The sequence below is a fragment of the Streptomyces cyanogenus genome (genome assembly GCF_017526105.1).
Lineage (GTDB): Bacteria > Actinomycetota > Actinomycetes > Streptomycetales > Streptomycetaceae > Streptomyces > Streptomyces cyanogenus.
In genome coordinates this window covers 7,002,455-7,020,894 of sequence record NZ_CP071839.1, presented here as the reverse complement: position 1 = coordinate 7,020,894, position 18,440 = coordinate 7,002,455, and the positions used below count along the sequence as shown (strand labels likewise).

General features: G+C 74.7%; 11 protein-coding genes. 6 read left to right on the top strand and 5 right to left on the bottom strand.

Annotated elements, in window-relative coordinates; translation table 11 throughout:
* Positions 1-1,152, bottom strand: a complete 1,152-nt coding sequence (locus S1361_RS31475) for a LeuA family protein (RefSeq protein WP_208035272.1) — start codon at positions 1,150-1,152, stop codon at positions 1-3.
* Between the two features lie 258 nt (positions 1,153-1,410).
* Entirely contained in the window at positions 1,411-2,151 is a 741-nt protein-coding gene (locus S1361_RS31470) for an SDR family NAD(P)-dependent oxidoreductase (protein ID WP_208035271.1), read from the bottom strand.
* Between the two features lie 102 nt (positions 2,152-2,253).
* Here S1361_RS31470 and S1361_RS31465 point away from each other — a divergent pair, with 102 nt between their 5' ends.
* Positions 2,254-2,640 carry a MerR family transcriptional regulator gene (locus S1361_RS31465; protein WP_208035270.1) on the top strand — a complete coding sequence of 129 codons (387 nt, stop codon included), beginning with the start codon at positions 2,254-2,256 and terminating at the stop codon, positions 2,638-2,640.
* 17 nt (positions 2,641-2,657) lie between these two features.
* Here S1361_RS31465 and S1361_RS39460 read toward each other — a convergent pair whose 3' ends face one another.
* Complete coding sequence (locus S1361_RS39460; protein ID WP_243769367.1) at positions 2,658-6,671, bottom strand: AfsR/SARP family transcriptional regulator; 4,014 nt, start codon at positions 6,669-6,671, stop codon at positions 2,658-2,660.
* Positions 6,672-6,901: 230 nt separating this feature from the next.
* On the opposite strand from S1361_RS39460, the gene S1361_RS31450 reads away from it, so the two are divergent.
* From S1361_RS31450 to S1361_RS31430, 5 genes are all read left to right on the top strand, one after another.
* Positions 6,902-8,137, top strand: a complete 1,236-nt coding sequence (locus S1361_RS31450; protein ID WP_208035269.1) for an MFS transporter — start codon at positions 6,902-6,904, stop codon at positions 8,135-8,137.
* Between the two features lie 397 nt (positions 8,138-8,534).
* Positions 8,535-9,782: an IS701 family transposase gene (locus S1361_RS31445; protein ID WP_208035268.1), complete on the top strand. Its 1,248-nt coding sequence runs from the start codon at positions 8,535-8,537 to the stop codon at positions 9,780-9,782.
* The gene (locus S1361_RS31440) at positions 9,779-10,468 is read left to right on the top strand and encodes a response regulator transcription factor (protein WP_208035267.1); all 690 of its coding nucleotides are present in this window, start codon (positions 9,779-9,781) and stop codon (positions 10,466-10,468) included. The genes S1361_RS31445 and S1361_RS31440 overlap by 4 nt, the downstream gene beginning before the upstream one ends.
* A 161-nt stretch (positions 10,469-10,629) precedes the next feature.
* Positions 10,630-11,994, top strand: coding sequence for an NtaA/DmoA family FMN-dependent monooxygenase (locus tag S1361_RS31435; RefSeq protein WP_243769366.1), 1,365 nt, complete (start codon positions 10,630-10,632; stop codon positions 11,992-11,994).
* Positions 11,991-13,202, top strand: coding sequence for an LLM class flavin-dependent oxidoreductase (locus S1361_RS31430; protein WP_208035266.1), 1,212 nt, complete (start codon positions 11,991-11,993; stop codon positions 13,200-13,202). The genes S1361_RS31435 and S1361_RS31430 overlap by 4 nt, the downstream gene beginning before the upstream one ends.
* A 9-nt stretch (positions 13,203-13,211) precedes the next feature.
* Here S1361_RS31430 and S1361_RS39455 read toward each other — a convergent pair whose 3' ends face one another.
* Both S1361_RS39455 and S1361_RS31420 read right to left on the bottom strand, forming a co-directional pair.
* Positions 13,212-15,524, bottom strand: a complete 2,313-nt coding sequence (locus S1361_RS39455) for an SWIM zinc finger family protein (RefSeq protein WP_243769365.1) — start codon at positions 15,522-15,524, stop codon at positions 13,212-13,214.
* Positions 15,521-18,394 carry a DEAD/DEAH box helicase gene (locus tag S1361_RS31420; RefSeq protein ID WP_208035264.1) on the bottom strand — a complete coding sequence of 958 codons (2,874 nt, stop codon included), beginning with the start codon at positions 18,392-18,394 and terminating at the stop codon, positions 15,521-15,523. The genes S1361_RS39455 and S1361_RS31420 overlap by 4 nt, the downstream gene beginning before the upstream one ends.
* Positions 18,395-18,440: the final 46 nt, after the last annotated feature.

Genomic DNA, 18,440 nt, shown 5'->3' with positions numbered 1-18,440 from the left:
TCAGGCGGCCTGGAAGTCGATGGCGGCCTTGCGGACCGCCTCCTGGTCCAGGACGGGGGCGCCGTTGCGCTCCTGCCGCTCGATGAGCCAGGCGGTGAAGGCCTCGACGTCGACGTCGATGCCCGAGCCGGCGAGCGCCCACTTGACGAGGGCGGGCGTGAGCCGGGTGCGCACGCGCAACTCACGGGTGTTGCCGACGAGTTCGGCCGGCAGGGTCTCGTACGCCTCGGGGTTGCTGAGCTGGCCCGGCAGTTCGTAGGCGAAGGCGTGCGGTGTCGTCGGACCGGACTGGAAGGCGCTGCCCAGACCGGCGCCCCTGAGGGCCACCCGGGACAGCTCCGTGAGATGGGTCAGGTCGAACCGGGTGTCGCCGTGGATGACGCGCAGCGAGGTGAGCAGCTCGGCCAGCGGGGCGTTGCCGCCGCGCTCGCCGATGCCGCCGACGGTCGCCGAGATCCACTGCGCGCCCGCGCGGACGGCGGCCAGGGAGTTGGCGACGGCCATGCCGAGCATGTTGTGGGAGTGGATCTCGATCTCGGAGCCGTCGATGGCGGTGAGGTCGGAGATGACCTCCTCCATCTGCCAGGGCGACAGGTAGGCGACGGTCTCCGCGAGCCGGAACCGGTCGGCCCCGGCCTCGAAGCCGGCGGTGACGTAGGGGACGAGCCGCTCCTTGGGGGTGCGGGCGCCGTCCTCGCCGCTGAACGTGACGTGGAAGCCACGCTCCTTGGCCTGCGAGATCGCCGAACGCGCCAGCACGTTGAGGAACTTGGCGCTGGGCGAGCCGAGCTTCAGCTTGGCGTGCTGCTCGGAGGTGGGAATGGAGTACATGATGTGCCGCACGCCCAGGCGTTCGGCCTCGTCCAGGGCCTTCTTGACCTGCTCGCGGTCGCGCACCACCACGAGCGTCATGCTGCGCTCCGGGCCGATCGCCTCGTGCGTGGCGAGGACCAGGTCGGCGTCCTTGGAGCCGGGGCCGGAGACCATGCCGACCTCGACCAGGTCGATACCGGTCTTCACCAGCAGTTCGGCGATGACGGTGGCGTCCTTGGGCCCGAATTCGACACCTCCCATGTGGGCGGAGTCGCGCAGGGTCGCGTCGGACAGATGGGGCAGCCGCGGAAGGCTTCCCTCGTTCGCTGATTCAGCCATTGCGTTCCCTCCTTTTCCAGAGCCTGCTTCCTTTTCGACACCGAACATGCTGCGCGACCCCGTGCAAAGAAGCGATGCGCGCTCTGTCAGAGCTCTGTCAAGGGCTGTCAGGGAATGTCACGCGGGGCAAGAAGTGCGAATGATTTCTCGGCTCGGACAATTCCGGGAACCGTTTGTCGTGCGCCGGAAAGCAGGAAAGCCCCCGCCGGCTGGGCCGGCGGGGGCTTTGTCCGGGCCGTCGTGGCGGACGGCCTCGGGTCAGGCGGTGTAACCGCCGTCCACGGCGATGGAGGTACCGGTGATGTAGCGGCCGGCCGGTCCTGCCAGATAGGCCACCGCGGCGGCGATGTCCTCCGCCTCTCCGTACCGGCCGAGGGCGGTGAGGGAGGCCTGCCACTCGGCGGAGTCGCCGTCGGCCGGGTTCATGTCGGTGTCGATGGGGCCCGGGTCCACGAGGGTGGCGGTGATCCCGCGCGGCCCCAGTTCCCGGGCGAGGCCCTTGGTCAGACCGACGAGCGCGGTCTTGGCCATCGCCTGGAGAACGAAGTTGCCGGCGGGGACACGGCCGTTGAAGCAGGAGCCGATGCTGATGATCCGTCCGCCGTCGCCCATGTGGCGGGCGGCGGCCTGCGCGGCCAGGAACACCGACCGGACGTCGGCGGCGAGCACCTTGTCCAGGTATTCGGGCGTCACCTCGTCCAGCGGGCCGTAGGCGAGGAAGCCCGCGTTGTTCACCAGGATGTCGATGCCGCCCAGTTCGCGGACGGTCTGCTCCACGGCCTCTGCGGCGTCGTTCGGCCGGGTCAGGTCGGCCCGGACGACCGTGGCCCGGCCGCCGTCCGCCTCGATCGCCTTGGCGACCTCGCGGGCCTGGTCCTCCGCCTGGACGTAGGTCACCGCGACCGCCGCTCCCGCGTCGGCCAGCCGCTTCGCCACCGCCGCGCCGATACCGCGGCTGCCGCCGGTCACCAACGCCACTTTGCCGGTCAGGTCACTCATCGATGATTCCTCCGTGGACGGTTCGATGTACGTCGTACCGCTACGCTAAAAGTTGACACCGGTGTGAGATTCAAGTCCTTCACGGACACAGGGGGTCGGACCATGCGGATCGGTGAACTGGCCAGGCGCAGCGGGGTGAGCGAGCGGTCGCTGCGCTACTACGAGGCGCAGGGTCTGCTCCAGGCGGAGCGGACCCCCGGCGGCCACCGGGACTACGGCGAATGGGCCGTCGACCGGGTCATCCGCATCCAGGCGCTGTACGCCGCGGGCCTGAACAGCAAGAAGATCGCCCAGTTGCTGCCGTGCATGCGCGACGGCGACGGCACGCCGAGCGCGAGCGCGACACCCCGGCTCGTCGACGAACTCACGGCGGAGCGCGACCGGCTCGACCGGATGATCGCCGACCTGGTGCGCTCCCGGGATGTCCTGGACGGCATCATCAGCACCGCGTCGACCGGTCTGGGCGCGGCCACCCTCTCCGGCACCTGAGTCTTCCCGGGCGCGGTTCAGGCGGCCTGGTCCGCCAGCCCGGCGAGGGTGGTGCGGGCGTGGTGTTCCGCCTCGGCGGGGCTCAGCCGTGTCCCGCGCTCGAACGCCTCGGTGAAGGCGCGCGGGCCCAGGACGGCCCGGGCCGCCGCCGTGACACGGTCGACGTCGCCGCGTTCGGCGGGCGGCAGGGGGGCGCCCACTCTGTGGCGCGCGGCGTGGGCGGCGCCGAGGAGCAGGGCCGCACAGGCGGCGCCGGGCCGGTCGCCGCCCAGCGCGGCCGTGCCGGCGAGCCCCTCCAGGGACAGGGCGAGGGCGCGCGACTCGTCCAGGGAGTGGGCGATCCCGAGGCTGCGCAGATGGTGGGCGGCGGACCGGGCGGCGTCGCCGCGGAGTTCGGCGATGAAACCGAGTTCGGCGTGGAGCAGGTGGTCGCCGGCCGGTGAGGACACGGCGGCGTGGGCCTCGCGGATGCGCAGCAGGTGCGCCTCGGCCGCGTCGATGTCGCCGGAGCGCCGCGCGCCCAGGGCCAGGCCCATGTCGGCGTGGATCTCGCCGTACTTGTATCCCTGGTCGACGGCGATACGGCGGGCCTGCTCGTGCAGTTCGCGGGCGCGGTCGAAGTCGCGGGCGAGCAACGCGAGACGGCCGAGCCCGGACAGCCGGGCCGACACCTCGGCCTCCAGGCTGAGCTCCCGGGCGATCTGGAGCCCTTCGTGCTGCCGGTGCGCCGCCTGCTCGTACTCGCCCTTGATCTCGGCGAGCGCCGCGAGCGGTGAGACGGTCTGCAGTTCGCCCCACCGGTCGCCCAGGCCGCGGAAGAGGGCACGGCTGCGCTGGCCGTCGCGGGCCAGTCCGTCCAGGTCGCCGCGGACCAGGGCGAGCGCCGCCCGCAGGCCGAGGGCGGCGGCGATCCCCCACTGCTCGTCCGCGGCCTCGAAATGGATCAGCGCACGGGTGTTCAGGGCACGGCTGCCGTCCAGGTCACCGACGCTGAACCGGCCGTAGGCGTTGAGCCACAGCGCCCGGGCGCGGCGCACCGGGTCGGGTACGGCGTCGGCGTGGCAGGTCACCGTGCGTTCCCCGGTTAGCAGCCCGAACGCGCAGTGCAGCAGGGCGAGTTCGGGATCGCAGCGGCCGGCGGTGGCGGTGAGGACGGCGGCCAGGCTGCGCCGGGCCTCGGTGAGGCGGCCACGCAGCAGCCACCACCAGGACAGGGCGGTGGCCAGCCGTACGGCTTCCTCGCTGTGGCCCGCGGCAGCGCGGCGCACCGCCTCGTCCAGGGCGGCGCGCAGGTTGCACGCCTCGGTGTCCAGGCGGGTGAGCCAGTCGCGTTGCCGCGGACCGCGCAGCCGCGGCTCGGCGTGTTCGGCGAGCGCGAGGTAGTGCCGCAGGTGGCGTTCGCGGGCCGCGGCCTCGTCGGCCGTCTCGCGCAACCGCTCGGTGGCGTAGGCGGCGACCGACTCCAGGAGGCGGTAGCGGGGGCCGGCCGGGCCGTCCGTGACGACGACGAGGGACTTCTCGACGAGCCGGGTGACGAGGTCGAGCACCGCCCCGCGGGCCACGCCCTCGCCCGCGCACACGGCCTCCGCCGCGTCGAGGCCGCAGCCGTCGCGGTGCACGGCGAGGCGGCTCAGCACGAGGCGTTCGGGCGGGCTCAGCAGCTCCCAGCTCCAGTCGATCATCGCGCGCAGGGTCTGCTGGCGGGCGGGTGCGCCCCGCTGCCCGGAGGTCAGCACCCGGAAGCGGTCGCCGAGGCGGGCGGCCAGCTCCCGTACGCCGAGGGCGCGGACCTTGGTCGCCGCGAGCTCCAGGGCAAGCGGGATGCCGTCCAGGCGGCGGCAGATCCCTGCCACGGCGGTGTGGTCGGCCGCCGCGCCCTCGCCGCTGCCGTCGGGCTCGCCGGAGCCGAGCCGGAAGCCGGGCGCGCAGGCGGCGGCCCGCTCGGTGAACAGGCGTACGGCGTCCGGGGTGGGCAGCGGCTCGACCAGGAACACGGCCTCCCCTGCCAGGGCGAGGGGTTCCTGGCTGGTGGTGAGGATGCGCAGCTGGGGGGCGCTGCGCAGGAGCAGCGCGACCAGCTCGGCGGCGGCCGCGACGACGTGTTCGCAGTTGTCCAGCACGAGGAGGGTACGGCGATCCCGCAGGGCGGCGGTCAGCCGGTGCACGGGGGAGGTGGCGCAGGTGCCGGTGGCGGGCGGGGTGCAGGGGGCGTCGTCCCGGATGCCGAGGGTGGCGGCGACGAGGTCGGCGAGGTCGTCGGGGGTGGCGCTGCGGACCCCCGCGAACTCTACGAACCAGGCCCCGTCGGGCAGCAGGGCGTCCCCGCCCGCGACCTCCTGCGCGGCGGCCACCGCCAGCCGTGTCTTCCCGACCCCGCCGGGCCCGGTGAGAGTCACCAGCCGCTGCCGCCCCAACAGCCGGGAGAGATGCGCGAGGCTCTCTTCCCGTCCGATGAGAGCGGTGAGGGGGACGGGCAGGTTGGTGGGCGCGGGGGTGGACGCCGGGGGCGCCGACGCCGCGAGTACGGGAGGTGCGGGGGCGGACGCGGGGTACGGGGACGCGGCCTGGGCCTGGGGCGACGCGGGGTACGGGGATCCGGCGCCCAACGGCTCGCTGTACGGCGATCCGGACGTCGGACCGGCGTGCGGCGGCCCACCAGACGACGGGCCGGCGTACGCCGACACGGCAGGCTGCGACCCGGCCTCCAGCGACCCGGCAGGCGACGGCCCGGCATGCGGCGACCCCGCGGACGGCAACCCGGCCTGGGGGGACGCAGGGCAGGGCGACCCGGCGGGCGACGGCCCAGCATCCGACAACTCCCCAGGCTGCGACCCGGCCTGCGAGGACGCAGGGTACGGCGCCCCGGCGTGCGACAGCCCGGCCTCCGGCCGCCCGGCAGGCGACGGCCCCGCGGACGGCAACCCGGCCTGGGGGGACGCAGGGCAGGGCGACCCGGCGGGCGACGGCCCAGCATCCGGCAACTCCCCAGGCTGCGACCCGGCTTGCGGGGACACAGCGTACGGCGCCCCGGCCTCCGGCCGCCCGGCAGACGGCAGCCCGGCATGCGGCAACTCGGCAGACTGCGCCCCGGCCTGCGCGGACGCGGAACACGGCGCCCCGGCGTGCGACGGGCCCGGATGTGACGCCGCGCCGGGCGGCGGCTCGGCCCGACCGGCCGAAGCCGGAGCATCGGCACGATCGGCCGCAGCCGATGTGACGTTCCGACCCGTCGGAGCCGGGGCGACAACGGGGCCGGTCGGGGCGGCGGCAGGGCCCGGTGGGATCGGCGCGTTGGGGTCCAGGGTGGGGTCCTGGCGGAGCATCGCCTGGTGCAGTGCGCTCACCGCGGGGCCGGGACAGGCGCCCAGCTCGTCGGCGAGGCGGGTGCGCAGGTCCTCGTACGAGGCGAGCGCCTCGCCCTGGTGGCCGGCCCGGTACAGCGCCTGCATCTGCACCGCGCGCAGCCGCTCCCGCAGCGGATGCTCGGCCACCAGCGCGGCCAGCTCCCCGGCGAGCAGCAGGTGGTCCCCCGCCGCCAGGCGGGCCTCGGCGCGCTCCTCCAGCACGGCCAGCCGCTGTTCCGCCAGGCACTCGCGGGCCGCCCGGGCGAACTCCTCGTCGGCGAAGTCGGCGTAGGCCGGCCCCCGCCACAGTCCGAGCGCCTCGGTGAGCAGCGCCGCCCGCGCCCGCGGGTCGGTGACCGAGCGGGCCTGGGCGACGAGCCGGCCGAACCGTCCGACGTCCACGTCGTCGGCCGGGTCGAGCCGCAGCCGGTAGCCCGGGGGCTGCCGCACCAGCCGCTCCCGGCCGAGCACCCGGCGCAGCTGGGAGACCTTGGCCTGCAGCGCGCCCGCCGGGTTGCCGGGGAGATGGTCGCCCCACAGGTCGTGGATGAGCCGGTCGGCGGAGACGGGGCCGCCCTCGTGCGCGAGCAGGTCGGCGAGCAGCGCCCGCACCTTGGTCTCGGCGACCCGGACCGGCTCCCCTTCGTCGTCCCACACCGCGAGTGGTCCGAGCACCCCTAACCGCATGTGCACCACCGTACCCGTTCCGTGAGCGCTCCAGGCCGGCCACGCACCGGATCGGCTTGTTCCGGCACCGGTTCCGGAAGGTTTTCCGAAGCTTTCCCGAAGTGGCCGCGCACACAGTCGTACTCCCCGGACGGCCGGCCGCCGGGCGTGCCCGGCGGCGGCGCGGCGGGGCCCCCTCCCCCTGTGACGTCCGGGCATCGCCCCAGCACGATACGGAGTACACGACCCCCATGAGCGCCTCACCCGAGACCGCCGCCGCTTCCGGCGCCGCGCCGCCCGCCGCGCGGCAGGGCACGGAGCCGCCGCAGAGACTGCCGATGCTCGCGCTGCTCGCCCTAGCCACCGCGGTGTTCATCACCAGCCTGACCGAGACGCTGCCCGCGGGCCTGCTCCCCGACATGAGCCAGGACCTGCGGGTGAGCGAGTCCGCGACCGGGCAGACGGTCACGATCTACGCGATCGGCACCGCGCTGACCGCGATCCCGCTGACGGCGGCCACCGCGGGCTGGCGGCGCAAGCGGCTGCTGCTCACCGCCGTGGCGGGCTTCGCCGTGGCCAACACGGTCACGGCCGTGTCGTCCGTCTACGGCCTGACGATGGTCGCCCGTTTCCTCGCCGGTGTCGCCGCGGGCCTGGCGTGGGCCCTGCTCGCCGGCTACGCGCGGCGGATGGCGCCGGTACCGCTGCAGGGACGGGCGATCGCGGTCGCCATGGCGGGCATCCCGGTGGCGCTCTCCCTCGGCGTGCCCGCGGGGACCTTCCTCGGCCAGGCCCTCGGCTGGCGCGTGGCGTTCCTGGCGATGACGGCACTCACGCTGGTGCTGCTGCTGTGGATCACCGCCGCCGTGCCCGACTACCCGGGCCAGCAGCGCGGCGAACGCCCGCGGATGCTGCGGGCGTTGGGCGTGCCGGGGGTGCGTCCGGTGCTCTTCGTGACGCTCGTCTTCGTGCTGGCGCACACGGTCCTGTACGCCTACATCGCCACCTTCCTGGACGGGCTGGACATGGGCGGCCGGACCGACCTGGTCCTGCTCGCCTTCGGTGTCACCTCGCTGCTCAGCATCTGGATCGTGGGTGCCCAGATCCAGCACCGGCTGCGCTCGCTGACGATCGCCAGCACCCTGCTGGTGGCGGCCGCCGCCGCGCTGCTCGCGGCGCTGAGCGACGGCGGGCCGCTGGTGTACGTCGCCGCCGTGCTGTGGGGGCTGGGCTGGGGCGGGCTGCCGACCCTGCTGCAGACCGCGGCCGGCGACGCGGGCGGCGAACAGGCCGACGCGGCCCAGGCGATGCTCGTCACGCTGTGGAACGTGGCCATGGCGGGCGGCGGCGTGCTGGGCGGGGTCCTGCTGGACGCGACGGGCAGTGGTTCCTTCCCCTGGACCGTGCTGCTGCTCCTGCTGCCGGTGCTCGCCGTCGTGCTCGCCGCCCGCGGCCACGGCTTCCCTGCCCGGCGCCCCGGCGCCTGACTCTCTTCAAAGAAAAGCAAACTGTCGTCCATTCAACGAATGGCTCGGCCCGGCGCGCAATGTGATGTTCATATGCGGGTGACGGTGCGCGGACTTTCTTTCGGACCTTCTCCGCCACCGGCCGCGAGGACGGCAACCGAACCGGCCGACCCCATGTGACCAGCGCAGACAGTGCCGACTCCGGGGTCCCGACCGGGGTGCAAGGGCTTTCCGGAGCCCCTCATCCCGCTTGGGACCCCTCCCCCGTGCGGCCTGTTCTCGCTGGTCAGCGGCCGAAATGTCAAAGTGACAGCACGAGGCGTGAAATTGGCGATGCACCCGGTAGCTTTGTCCTCCGTACGGCTGGCCGTACATCGTCACTGTCGGGCGACACGACTGCGAGGGGGCGTAGTTAAACATGTCGTCATTGGGAGTGCGCGTCGCGGCAGGGGAGCGCGAGCGCATACAGACGTTTGTTGAAAGCGTATTCAATCCACTCCACCGGGCGGAACAACGCCGCTGGGCCCGAGCCTACTTGTGGGGGCTCCTCCACACTCCGGGCAAGAAGACCCCGCGGCGCATGGCCGAGGCCGGTTTATTGCCGGCCGGAGCGGCGCACGGCCTGCACCAGTTCATCAACAGCAGCACGTGGGCCTGGGAACCGGTGCGCCGCGCACTCGGCCGGACCATCGCGGCGCACCGCCCGGCGTACGCCTGGACGGTCGCCGATCTCCTGATCCCGAAGCAGGGTGAGCACTCGGTGGGGGTGCACCGTCGCCTGGACCAAGCGACCGGACGCATCATCAACTGCCAGCGCGGTGTGGGCCTCTTCCTGGCGACGGGCACCCGCTGCTTCCCCGTCGACTGGAGCCTCGTCCTCGACGGGGCGTGGGACTGGGACGACCTGCGCCGGCGCCGGGCGCGCATACCGGAGGCGGAGACGGGGCGCCCCGTGGGGGCGTTCGTGCTCGGCTTCGCCGCCGGAGTCACCGCCGCGGACCCGCAGTTGCCCAAGGCGCCCTGGGTGCTCAACCTCACCCAGCGGTGCGACGACGCGAGCGGGGTCATGGCCGGGCTCGCCCGGCGCGAGCTGGACTTCGTGTGCGAGGTCGATCCCGGGCAGATCGTGCTCGTCGGACGTCCCGCGCCACGGGTGATCACCGTCGGAGACCTGATGGAGGAGCCGCACGCCCGTCAACCACACGCGTTCATGCGCCCGTCGGAACACGGCGGTTCCAAGGCGGTACGGGTGAACGTGTACGCCGGAAGGGTACGGCTGTCGCAGCGCGGGGCGGCCAAGGACGGCGTCTCACGGACGTACCACGTCCTGGAACAGCCCTCCGCCGACAGCGGCCAGCCCGCCCGGTACTGGATCACCAGTCTGATGAGCCGGGGCGTGGAGGAGGTCATGGCGCTGGCGCGCAGTCAGGTCGGCGCCCGGACGACCGTGGAGAGACTGAGGGAACGTTTCGGCGTACTCGACTTCGAGGGCCGTTCCTTCCCCGGCTGGCACCACCACATGACCATGGTGTCGGCAGCGTACGCCTACCAGCACCTGTGTGGCGCTCCCGGCGCTGTTCCCACGCCGGCCACCAGGCTGTCCGCGGCACGCGTCGAAGCCGTGGACCGCTGGGTGGGCGCCGGAGCGAAAGGCCGGGGCGCGTGAAGAAAGTGCTGGTCGTGGAGCCGGACTCCACCGCGGCCGAGACGACGGCGGGCGCTCTGCGCCGGCAGGGGTACGCCGCCCACACCGTCGACAGGGGGGCGCGAATCCTGCGGTCGTACCACGACGCCGACCTGGTGCTGCTCTCCCTGGATCTGCCCGACATCGACGGACTGGAGGTCTGCCGCACACTGCGGGCGGAAAGCGATATTCCGCTGATCGCCTGCACGCACCGCGACAACGAACTGGAAAGGGTGCTCGCGCTCAAGGCGGGAGCGGACGACTGTGTGCTCAGGACGTGGAGTCCGCGGGAGATCGGCGCGCGGATCGAAGCGGTGCTGCGGCGCACCCGGCCGCACTCGACCGGCGCGGACAGCATCTCGCTCAGGCCGTTGCACATCGACCCGCGGACGCGGGAGGTACGGCTGCGCGACCGCGTGGTCGACGTGACCGCCACGGAGTTCGAGCTGCTGTACACGCTGGCCGCCCGGCCGGACTCCGTCGTCTCCCGGAAGGAGCTGATGGCCAAGGTCTGGGGCAGCAACTGGGTGCGCACCAGCCGCACCATCGACACGCACGTGAGCAGCCTGCGGGCCAAACTCGGCTCCAGCCGGTGGATCATCACGGTACGCGGGGTCGGCTACCGCATGGGACACGTCGGGCAGGTGCCCGAGACGTCCGCGGGCTGACCGTCCGACCCGCCGTTCGAGGGACCCGGGCACGTGCGGTGCCGGACACCGCGCGCCCGGGGCCCGCCCTCCCGGCTTTCCGCCCTTCCCGCCTTCCCTCTTTTCTCGCGACGAACCGTCACGGACGAATCGTGACGCCTGCGCGCTTCAGAAGGAGCATCTTGACGAAGCAGATCCATCTCGCCGCCCAGCTGCCGGGCATCCACAACGTCACCGTCTGGTCGGACCCGCGCTCCCGGAGCCAGATCGCCATCGGCTCCTTCGTGCACCTCGCACGGACCGCGGAGCGCGGCAAGTTCGACTTCTTCTTCCTCGCCGAGGGGCTGCGGCTGCGCGAGCACAAGGGCAGCCTCTACGAGCTGGACGTGGCGGGCCGCCCGGACAACCTGACCATGCTGAGCGCCCTGTCCGCAGCCACCACCCGTCTCGGGGTCGCCGCCACCGTCAACGCCACGTTCAACGAGCCGTACGAGGTGGCGCGCCGCCTCGCGACCCTGGACCACCTCAGCGGCGGCCGGACCGGCTGGAACGTGGTGACCAGCTTCGACGCCTTCACCGGTGAGAACTTCCGCCGCGGCGGCTTCCTCGCCGAGGCCGACCGCTACACGCGCGCCGCCGAGTTCCTGGCCACGGCGCGTGAACTCTGGGACAGCTGGGCCGAGGGGGACGTGCTCGCCGACGCGGCGACCGGGCGGTTCGTGCGCCCCGGGGCCGGTGAGTTCGCCCACCACGGCGAACACTTCGACATCTCGGGGCGGTTCACCACCCCACGCGCCCCGCAGGGGCACCCGGTGATCATCCAGGCCGGGGAGTCCGACCCGGGCCGTGAGTTCGCGGCCTCCGACGCCGAGGTCGTCTTCAGCAAGTACAACCGCCTGGACGAGGCCCGCGCCTTCTACCGGGACGTCAAGGGCCGTCTGGCCCGGTACGGCCGCTCGCCGGCCGACCTGCGGATCATGCCCACCGCCACGGTCGTCGTCGCCGACACCGACGAGGAAGCCACGGCGTACGCCGACGAGATCACCCGGGCCCAGGTGAGCCCGCAGACCGCCATCGCCCACCTGGAGGCCGTCTGGGGCCGTGACCTGTCCGCGTACGACCCGGACGGGCCGTTGCCCGACATCGACCCGGAACCCGAGTCACTGGTCCTGAAGGGGCATTCGGTGTTCCGCACGGGCCGGGCCGAGACCGCCCGGCGCTGGCGTGCCCTCGCCGAGGAGCGCGGGCTGAGCATCCGCGAGCTGATGATCGAGGTGCACGGCGGCCAGACCTTCGTCGGCAGCCCGCACACCGTCGCCGACGCCATCGACCACTTCGTGCAGAGCGACGGCGCCGACGGGTTCGTCTTCGCGACCCATCTGACGCCCGGCGGTCTGGACGACTTCGTGGACCGGGTGGTGCCGCTGTTGCAGGAGAAGGGCGTTCACCGCCCGGACTACACCGGCACGACCCTGCGGCACCACCTCGGCCTCGCCCCTCGGCCACGCGCCGAGCGCACGTCCGGGAACGCACGGGAGGCATCGTGACCGACAGCCCGCTCCACCTCGCCGTCGCCCTCGACGGCGCCGGCTGGCACCCCGCCGCCTGGCGGTCCGAGGACGCCCGGCCCGGCGCCCTGTTCACCCCCGCGTACTGGGCGGACCTGGTCGCCGAGGCCGAACGCGGCCTGCTCGACCTCGTCACCTTCGAGGACGCCCTCGGCCCGCAGTCGGCCGCGCCGCACCGCCCCGACGACCGGACCGACCAGGTCCGCGGCAGCCTCGACGCGGTCCTGCTCGCCTCCCACCTCGCCCTGCGCACCACGCACATCGGCCTGGTCCCCACGGTCAACGTCACCCACACCGAGCCGTTCCACGTCGCCGTGGGCATCGCCACCCTCGACCATGTCAGCGAGGGCCGGGCCGGTCTGCGTCCGCAGATCGCCGCACGCGCCGCCGACGCCGCCCACTTCGGCCGCCGTACGACCCCGCAGCTGACCGACGACGACATCCGCGACCCCGAGCTGATCGCCGCACGGCTGCGCCCGCTGTTCGCCGAGGCCACCGACGTCGTGGAGGTGGCCCGGCGGCTCTGGGACAGCTGGGAGGACGACGCGGAGATACGGGACACGGCCACGGGCCGCTTCCTCGACCGGGACAAGCTGCACCACATCGATTTCGAGGGCCCGTACTTCAGCGTCAGGGGCCCCTCGATCACCCCGCGCCCGCCGCAGGGCCAGCCGGTGGTGGCGAGCCTCGCGCACGCCTCGACACCGTACGAGTTCGCGGCGCGCGGCTGCGACGTCGTCTTCGTCACGCCCCGCGACCGCACGGGCGCCAAGGCGATCCTGGCGCAGGTGGACGAGGCCGTCGACCAGGTCGGCAGGGACGTGCGGGACCGGCCGCTGCGCCGGTTCGCGGACCTGGTCGTCTTCCTGGACGACGAGCCCGGTGCCGCCGCCCGCCGCAAGGAGCGCCTGGACGCGCTGGACGGCGCCGAGTACACCTCCGACGCCGCGGTCTTCACCGGCACCCCCGGCGAGCTGGCCGACCTGCTGCTCGACTGGCGCACCGCCGGGCTCGACGGCTTCCGTCTGCGCCCCGGCGCGCTGCCGCACGACCTCACCGCGCTCACGCGGCGTCTGGTGCCGGAACTGCAGCGCCGCGACGCGTTCCGCCGCACGTACGGCGCCGGGACACTGCGGGCCCGGCTGGGTCTGCCGGCACCCCGCAACCGGTACGCGCAGCACGGCTGACCCGGCCGTTCAGAGGCAGTCCTCCGGTATGCCGAGCCCGGTCAGCGCGCCCACCGGGTCGAGGTCCGGGGTGCCGCGGGGCCACCAGTCGTCCTGGCCGGGCTCCGACTCGTAGGCGTACCACAGGCCGTCGCGGCCCAGCCGCAGCTGGACGTGGCCGCGGGGATGGGTTAGGCGGTTGCGCCAGGGGCGGAACGCCGGGAGGTCGGCCGCGAGCAGCAGCGGGCGAGCCCGGTCGAAACGGCCGGCCGGCGGATCCCACGGCTCCTCCAGGACGTCCAGCCCCGCCGGGCCGCCCTGCCGCCAGGCCGCGACGGCCCGCGCCAGCTCGGCCGGGGTGCGGCCGACGGCGTCGGCGAGCGTGGCGTACAGCGTGCGGGTGGCCGCGGTGAGCCCGGAACCGGGGCGGGCCGCGGCGAGCCGTACCGCGTCCTGCCACAGCGTCAGCTCGCCGACCGGGTCGCGTCCGGTGCCGAGCAGGGCGTGGGCGCGGGCGGCGGCGTCGGTCGCCAGCTGGTCCAGCGCGAAGGGGTCCGGTCCGCCGGGCGCCGACGGATAGACCGGGGGCTGCTCGGGGTGCGGGGGCACCGGCAACGGCGCGGGCAGCGGGGGGCGTTCGCGCACGGCGAGCACCTCGGTGGCCCGGACTCCGGGCAGGGTCTGCGGCTGCCGTTCCCGCGCGGCACGGGCCGCGCGGGCGGCGTTGCGCCGGGTCAGCGCGTCGAGCAGCTCCTTCTCGCCCCGGCCGCGCAGCAGGAGCAGCACGAACGGGTCGGCGTCGAGCAGACGGGCCGTCTGGTAGCAGAGGGCGGCGGCGTGCTTGCAGGGGTGCCCGGTGTCCGGGCAGCTGCAGCGGGGGGCGAGGTCGCCGGGGCCGGGCAGCAGGGGTACACCGCAGTCGGCGAGCGAGTGGGGCAGCTCCTTGTCGAGCAGCGCCGCGATGTCCTCCGGCCGGTCGGCCGCGGCGTCCAGGAACCGCTCCCAGTCCTCGTCCGCCAGCGTCCGCAGCCGCACCTGCACCCGGTAGGGCCGGGGCCTGCTGCCGCGCACGTACGCCAGCACCAGTCCCGGTGTGACGGTGATGGCGTCCACGTGCCCCTGGTCCGCGTACCCCCGCCCACGCGCCAGCCGCCCGGCGTCCAAGGCCCCCCGCTCCAACGCCTCCACCCAGGCGTTCCCCCACCAGGTCCCGGCGAACGGCGCACCCTCCCCGCCCCCCTCACGCGCCGCGAACGCCGCGAAGGTACGGCGCAGTTCGCTGTCCCGACGAGGGCTGGCCATGGTGACGGGCCCATACGGCACCACGGAACCGGAACGCGCCGACACGTGGGCCGGGGGTGCCTTGGGGGGCATGGGAACTGTGGGGACTGGGGCTGCTGTGGGGGCCGTGGGGGCGGGCGCGGGGCTCTCGGCCGGCGGGCGCGCGGAGGGGGGCGCGGAGGCCGACGGACCGGATACGGAGGCCGGGTCGGAGGAGGCCGACGCGGACGTCTCGGCCGACGGGCGCGCGGAGCGAGGCGCGGAGGCCGAGGGCTCGGCTGATGAGGCCGGGTGCGTCGGGGACGGGTCGGGCTGCGGTGGCGACGGCGGCGGGGCGTCTGGCGAGGGCGTAGGGGCTGGCGTCGGCTGTGGGGGCGGCTCGGTGGGTGTGGGGGTGGTGGGGGCCGGCTGTTCCGGTTCGTCGGGGGTCTCCGCCCACGTGGGCATGCGGAAGGCGGTCGCCAAGTAGCGCCGCATGTCCTGGACGGCCTTGGCCTTGGCGGCCTGGGACTCCTCCTCCGGTGCGGACGGGGTGCGCGGTGCCGCGGGACCGGGACGCGCGGGGGCCCGGCGCTCCTGCCGAGGCTCCGCCGCCTTCGCACGCAGGGCTTCCCGCCGGGCGGCGCGCAGTGCCTCCCGAGCCGCGTCACCGGGACGCCCGCCCGCGGCGCTGCCGGAGCCCCGCACCACCTCCCGAGCCGCATCACCAGGACGCCCGCTCGCAGCGCTGCCGGAGCCGGCGTTCGGAGCGGGGCGTGCGGCCTCGTCGGGGTCCTGGTTCGTTGCCGGTCCAGCCGCCTCGGCCACCGGCGGCGAAGCAGCGGTCCCGGTCCCCTGTCCCTCACGCGCCGAGCCGGCCGCGGCCCTGAGCGCCGCCCGCGCCAGATCACCCGGCCTCGGCTCGGCGCCGTCGGTGCGGCCGGTGCCGTCGGCGGGTGCCGTTTCCGCTGCCTCAGGGGCCCGGCCCTCGCCGGTGTCCGGGCCGGAGCCGGCTCGTTCCCGGGCCGCGCGCAGGGCCCGGCGGGCGGCGTCGCCGGGGCGGGGGCGGCCGGTGCCGGTCATGGCGTCCTCCGCAGCGAGACGAGATCGGACAGTTCACGGTCCGTCAGCTCGGTGAGGGCGGTCTCGCCGGAACCGAGGATGGCGTCGGCCAGGGCACGCTTGGCGGCGAGCATCTCGGCGATGCGGTCCTCCACCGTGCCCTCGGTCACCAGGCGGTGGACCTGGACCGGCTGGGTCTGCCCGATGCGGTACGCGCGGTCGGTGGCCTGTTCCTCCACGGCCGGGTTCCACCAGCGGTCGAAGTGGACGACGTGGCCCGCGCGGGTCAGGTTCAGGCCGGTGCCGGCGGCCTTCAGGGACAGCACCAGGACCGGGGTCTCGCCGTTCTGGAAGCGGTCCACCATGCGCTCGCGTTCCGGGACCGGGGTGCCGCCGTGCAGCAGGTCCACCGGGATCGCGCGGGCCGACAGGTGGGCGGTGATGAGGCGGGCCATGCCGACGTACTGGGTGAAGACGAGCGCCGAGCCGTCCTCGGCGAGCAGGGTGTCCAACAGCTCGTCGAGGAGGGCGAGTTTGCCGGAGCGGGCGGCGAGCCGGTCGGGGTGCGCTTCCTCCTTCAGGTACAGCGCCGGATGGTCGCAGATCTGCTTCAGCGCGCCCAGCAGCTTCAGCACCAGGCCCCGGCGGGCGATGCCCTCGGCGGTCTCGATGGCCAGCATCGACTCACGCACCACCGCCTCGTACAGCGCGGCCTGTTCACGGGTGAGCGGCACCGGGTGGTCCGTCTCGGTCTTGGGCGGCAGCTCGGGGACGATGCCGGGGTCGGACTTCCTGCGGCGCAGGAGGAACGGCCGCACCAGCCGGGCCAGGCGCTCGACCGCCTCGTCGTCCTCCCCGTTCTCCACCGCCCGCGCGTGCCGGGCGCGGAACGACTTCAGCGGGCCGAGGAGCCCGGGGGTGGTCCAGTCGAGCAGGGCCCACAGCTCGGAGAGGTTGTTCTCCACGGGGGTGCCGGTGAGCGCCACGCGCGCGGGAGCCGGGATGGTGCGCAGCGCCTTCGCGGTGGCCGAGTAGGGGTTCTTCACGTGCTGGGCCTCGTCGGCGACGACCATGCCCCAGCGCTGGTCGGCGAGCCGGACCGCGGCGGAGCGCATGGTGCCGTACGTGGTGAGGACGAAGCCGCCGTCGAGTCCGTGCAGACTGCGGCCCTGGCCGTGGAAGCGGCGGACGGGGACGCCGGGCGCGAACCGCCTGATCTCCCGCTCCCAGTTGCCGAGCAGGGAGGCCGGGCAGACCACGAGGGTCGGCTCGGTGCGGGCCCGCTTGAGGTGCAGGGCGATGAGGGTGACGGTCTTGCCGAGGCCCATGTCGTCGGCGAGGCAGCCGCCGAGGCCGAGGGAGGTCATCAGGTCCAGCCAGGCCAGGCCGCGCAGCTGGTAGTCGCGGAGGGTGGCGGCGAGTCCGGGCGGCGGTTCGGCGGGGCGCAGGCCCGCGGTGAGGCGGTCGCGGAGGGCGGCCAGCGCGCCCGCGGGGACGGCCTCGACGGTCTCGCCGTCGACCTCGGCGGTACCGGTGAGGGCGACGGACAGCGCGTCGACCGGGTCGAGCAGGCCGAGTTCGCGCTTGCGGGCCTTGCGCACGAGGGCGGGGTCGACCAGCACCCAGCGGTCCCGGAGCCGTACGACCGGGCGGTGGGCCTCGGCGAGGGTGTCCATCTCGGCCTCGCTCAGCGGATCGCCGCCGAGCGCCAGCTGCCAGCGGAACCGGAGCAGTTCCTCGCTCTCGAAGAAGCCGGTGCCGTCGGTCGCCGAGCCGGGCGCCGGGCGGACCACCGCGGTGGCGGTCAGGTCGCGGGCGAGGTCGCGGGGCCAGTGCACGGCGACCCCGGCGGCGGCCAGCCGGCTCGCCGCCACGCCGAGCAGCTCGCCCAGTTCGTCCTCGGACAGGGCGAGGACGTCGGGCGCGTCCTGTTCGGCGAGGCGGTCCAGGGGCGGCCACACGCGGGCGGCGCGCCGGACGGCGAGGGCCGCGTCCACGCGTGCGCGGGGTCCGAACGCCGGGTCGGCCTCCCCCGTCCACAGGGCCGCCGCGTCGGCCACCAGGGTGGGGTCGGCGAGGCTGTGCACCTGCACGATCGCCGCGCCCGCGGCGCGCGTCCCCTCGTGCGCGCCGGCGTCGAAGACGTCGTACGCGGACAGGTCCAGGCGGAGCGAGATCCGCACACCCGCGTCCATCCCGGCGGCGACCTCGGCCGCCCAGGCGTGGGCCTCGGGCAGGGTCTGCGGCTCGCGGGCGGCGAACGGCCGGCCGGCGGTGCAGGGGGCGGCGGGCGTGCGGGGCAGGGTGTCGGCGACCGCGTCCAGGAAGGAGCGGACCAGGGCCTCCGGCTCGGGCAGGCGGAGCGGGCCCGGACCGGGGAGGGGCACGGCGTGACCCTCGGGCGGCAGGGCGGCGGCGACGGCGCGCAGGTGGGCGATGTCGTCGGGCTCCAGCGGGCCGGCCCGCCAGGCGTCGTGGCCGCCCGGGGTGAGGCCGGGCAGCAGCCGGCCGCGGGCGGCGAGCCGCAGTGCGTGCAGGGCGGCGGCGCCCCAGCAGGCGGTGGCCGGGTGGGCGGCCGGGTCGCGCCGGGCGCGGACCAGCAGCGGCAGGGCCTCGGCGAGCGGCAGGGTCAGCGCGGGCACCTGCCGGCGGCGCACACCGGCGCCGTGGCGTCGTACGACCGTCAGCTCCCGCGGGGCGCACCCGGTCCCGGCGGGCAGCGGGTCGCCGTCCGGGGACCAGAAGGCGAGGCGGCCCTCGCGCGGCAGGGGCGCGGGGAGGTAGACGGACGCGAGGCGCACCGGGACCGGGTGCCCGGTCTCCGCCCCCGTCCCCGTCCCGGGGTGCGGGGCGTTCCCCGTGCGCTCGGCCACCGCAGCCGTGCCGCTCATACGTCCTGCCACCTCCCGCCGGTGCGTCGGATCAGACGTCTCCGAC

What these genes read in the sequence shown, in the direction of transcription:
- S1361_RS31420 (WP_208035264.1), bottom strand. Translation starts at nt 18,394, where the DNA reads ATGAGCGGCACGGCTGCGGTGGCCGAGCGCACGGGGAACGCCCCGCAC.
- S1361_RS31465 (WP_208035270.1), top strand. Translation starts at nt 2,254, where the DNA reads ATGCGGATCGGTGAACTGGCCAGGCGCAGCGGGGTGAGCGAGCGGTCG.
- S1361_RS31445 (WP_208035268.1), top strand. Translation starts at nt 8,535, where the DNA reads ATGTCGTCATTGGGAGTGCGCGTCGCGGCAGGGGAGCGCGAGCGCATA.
- S1361_RS39460 (WP_243769367.1), bottom strand. Translation starts at nt 6,671, where the DNA reads ATGCGGTTAGGGGTGCTCGGACCACTCGCGGTGTGGGACGACGAAGGG.
- S1361_RS31475 (WP_208035272.1), bottom strand. Translation starts at nt 1,152, where the DNA reads ATGGCTGAATCAGCGAACGAGGGAAGCCTTCCGCGGCTGCCCCATCTG.
- S1361_RS39455 (WP_243769365.1), bottom strand. Translation starts at nt 15,524, where the DNA reads ATGACCGGCACCGGCCGCCCCCGCCCCGGCGACGCCGCCCGCCGGGCC.
- S1361_RS31450 (WP_208035269.1), top strand. Translation starts at nt 6,902, where the DNA reads ATGAGCGCCTCACCCGAGACCGCCGCCGCTTCCGGCGCCGCGCCGCCC.
- S1361_RS31470 (WP_208035271.1), bottom strand. Translation starts at nt 2,151, where the DNA reads ATGAGTGACCTGACCGGCAAAGTGGCGTTGGTGACCGGCGGCAGCCGC.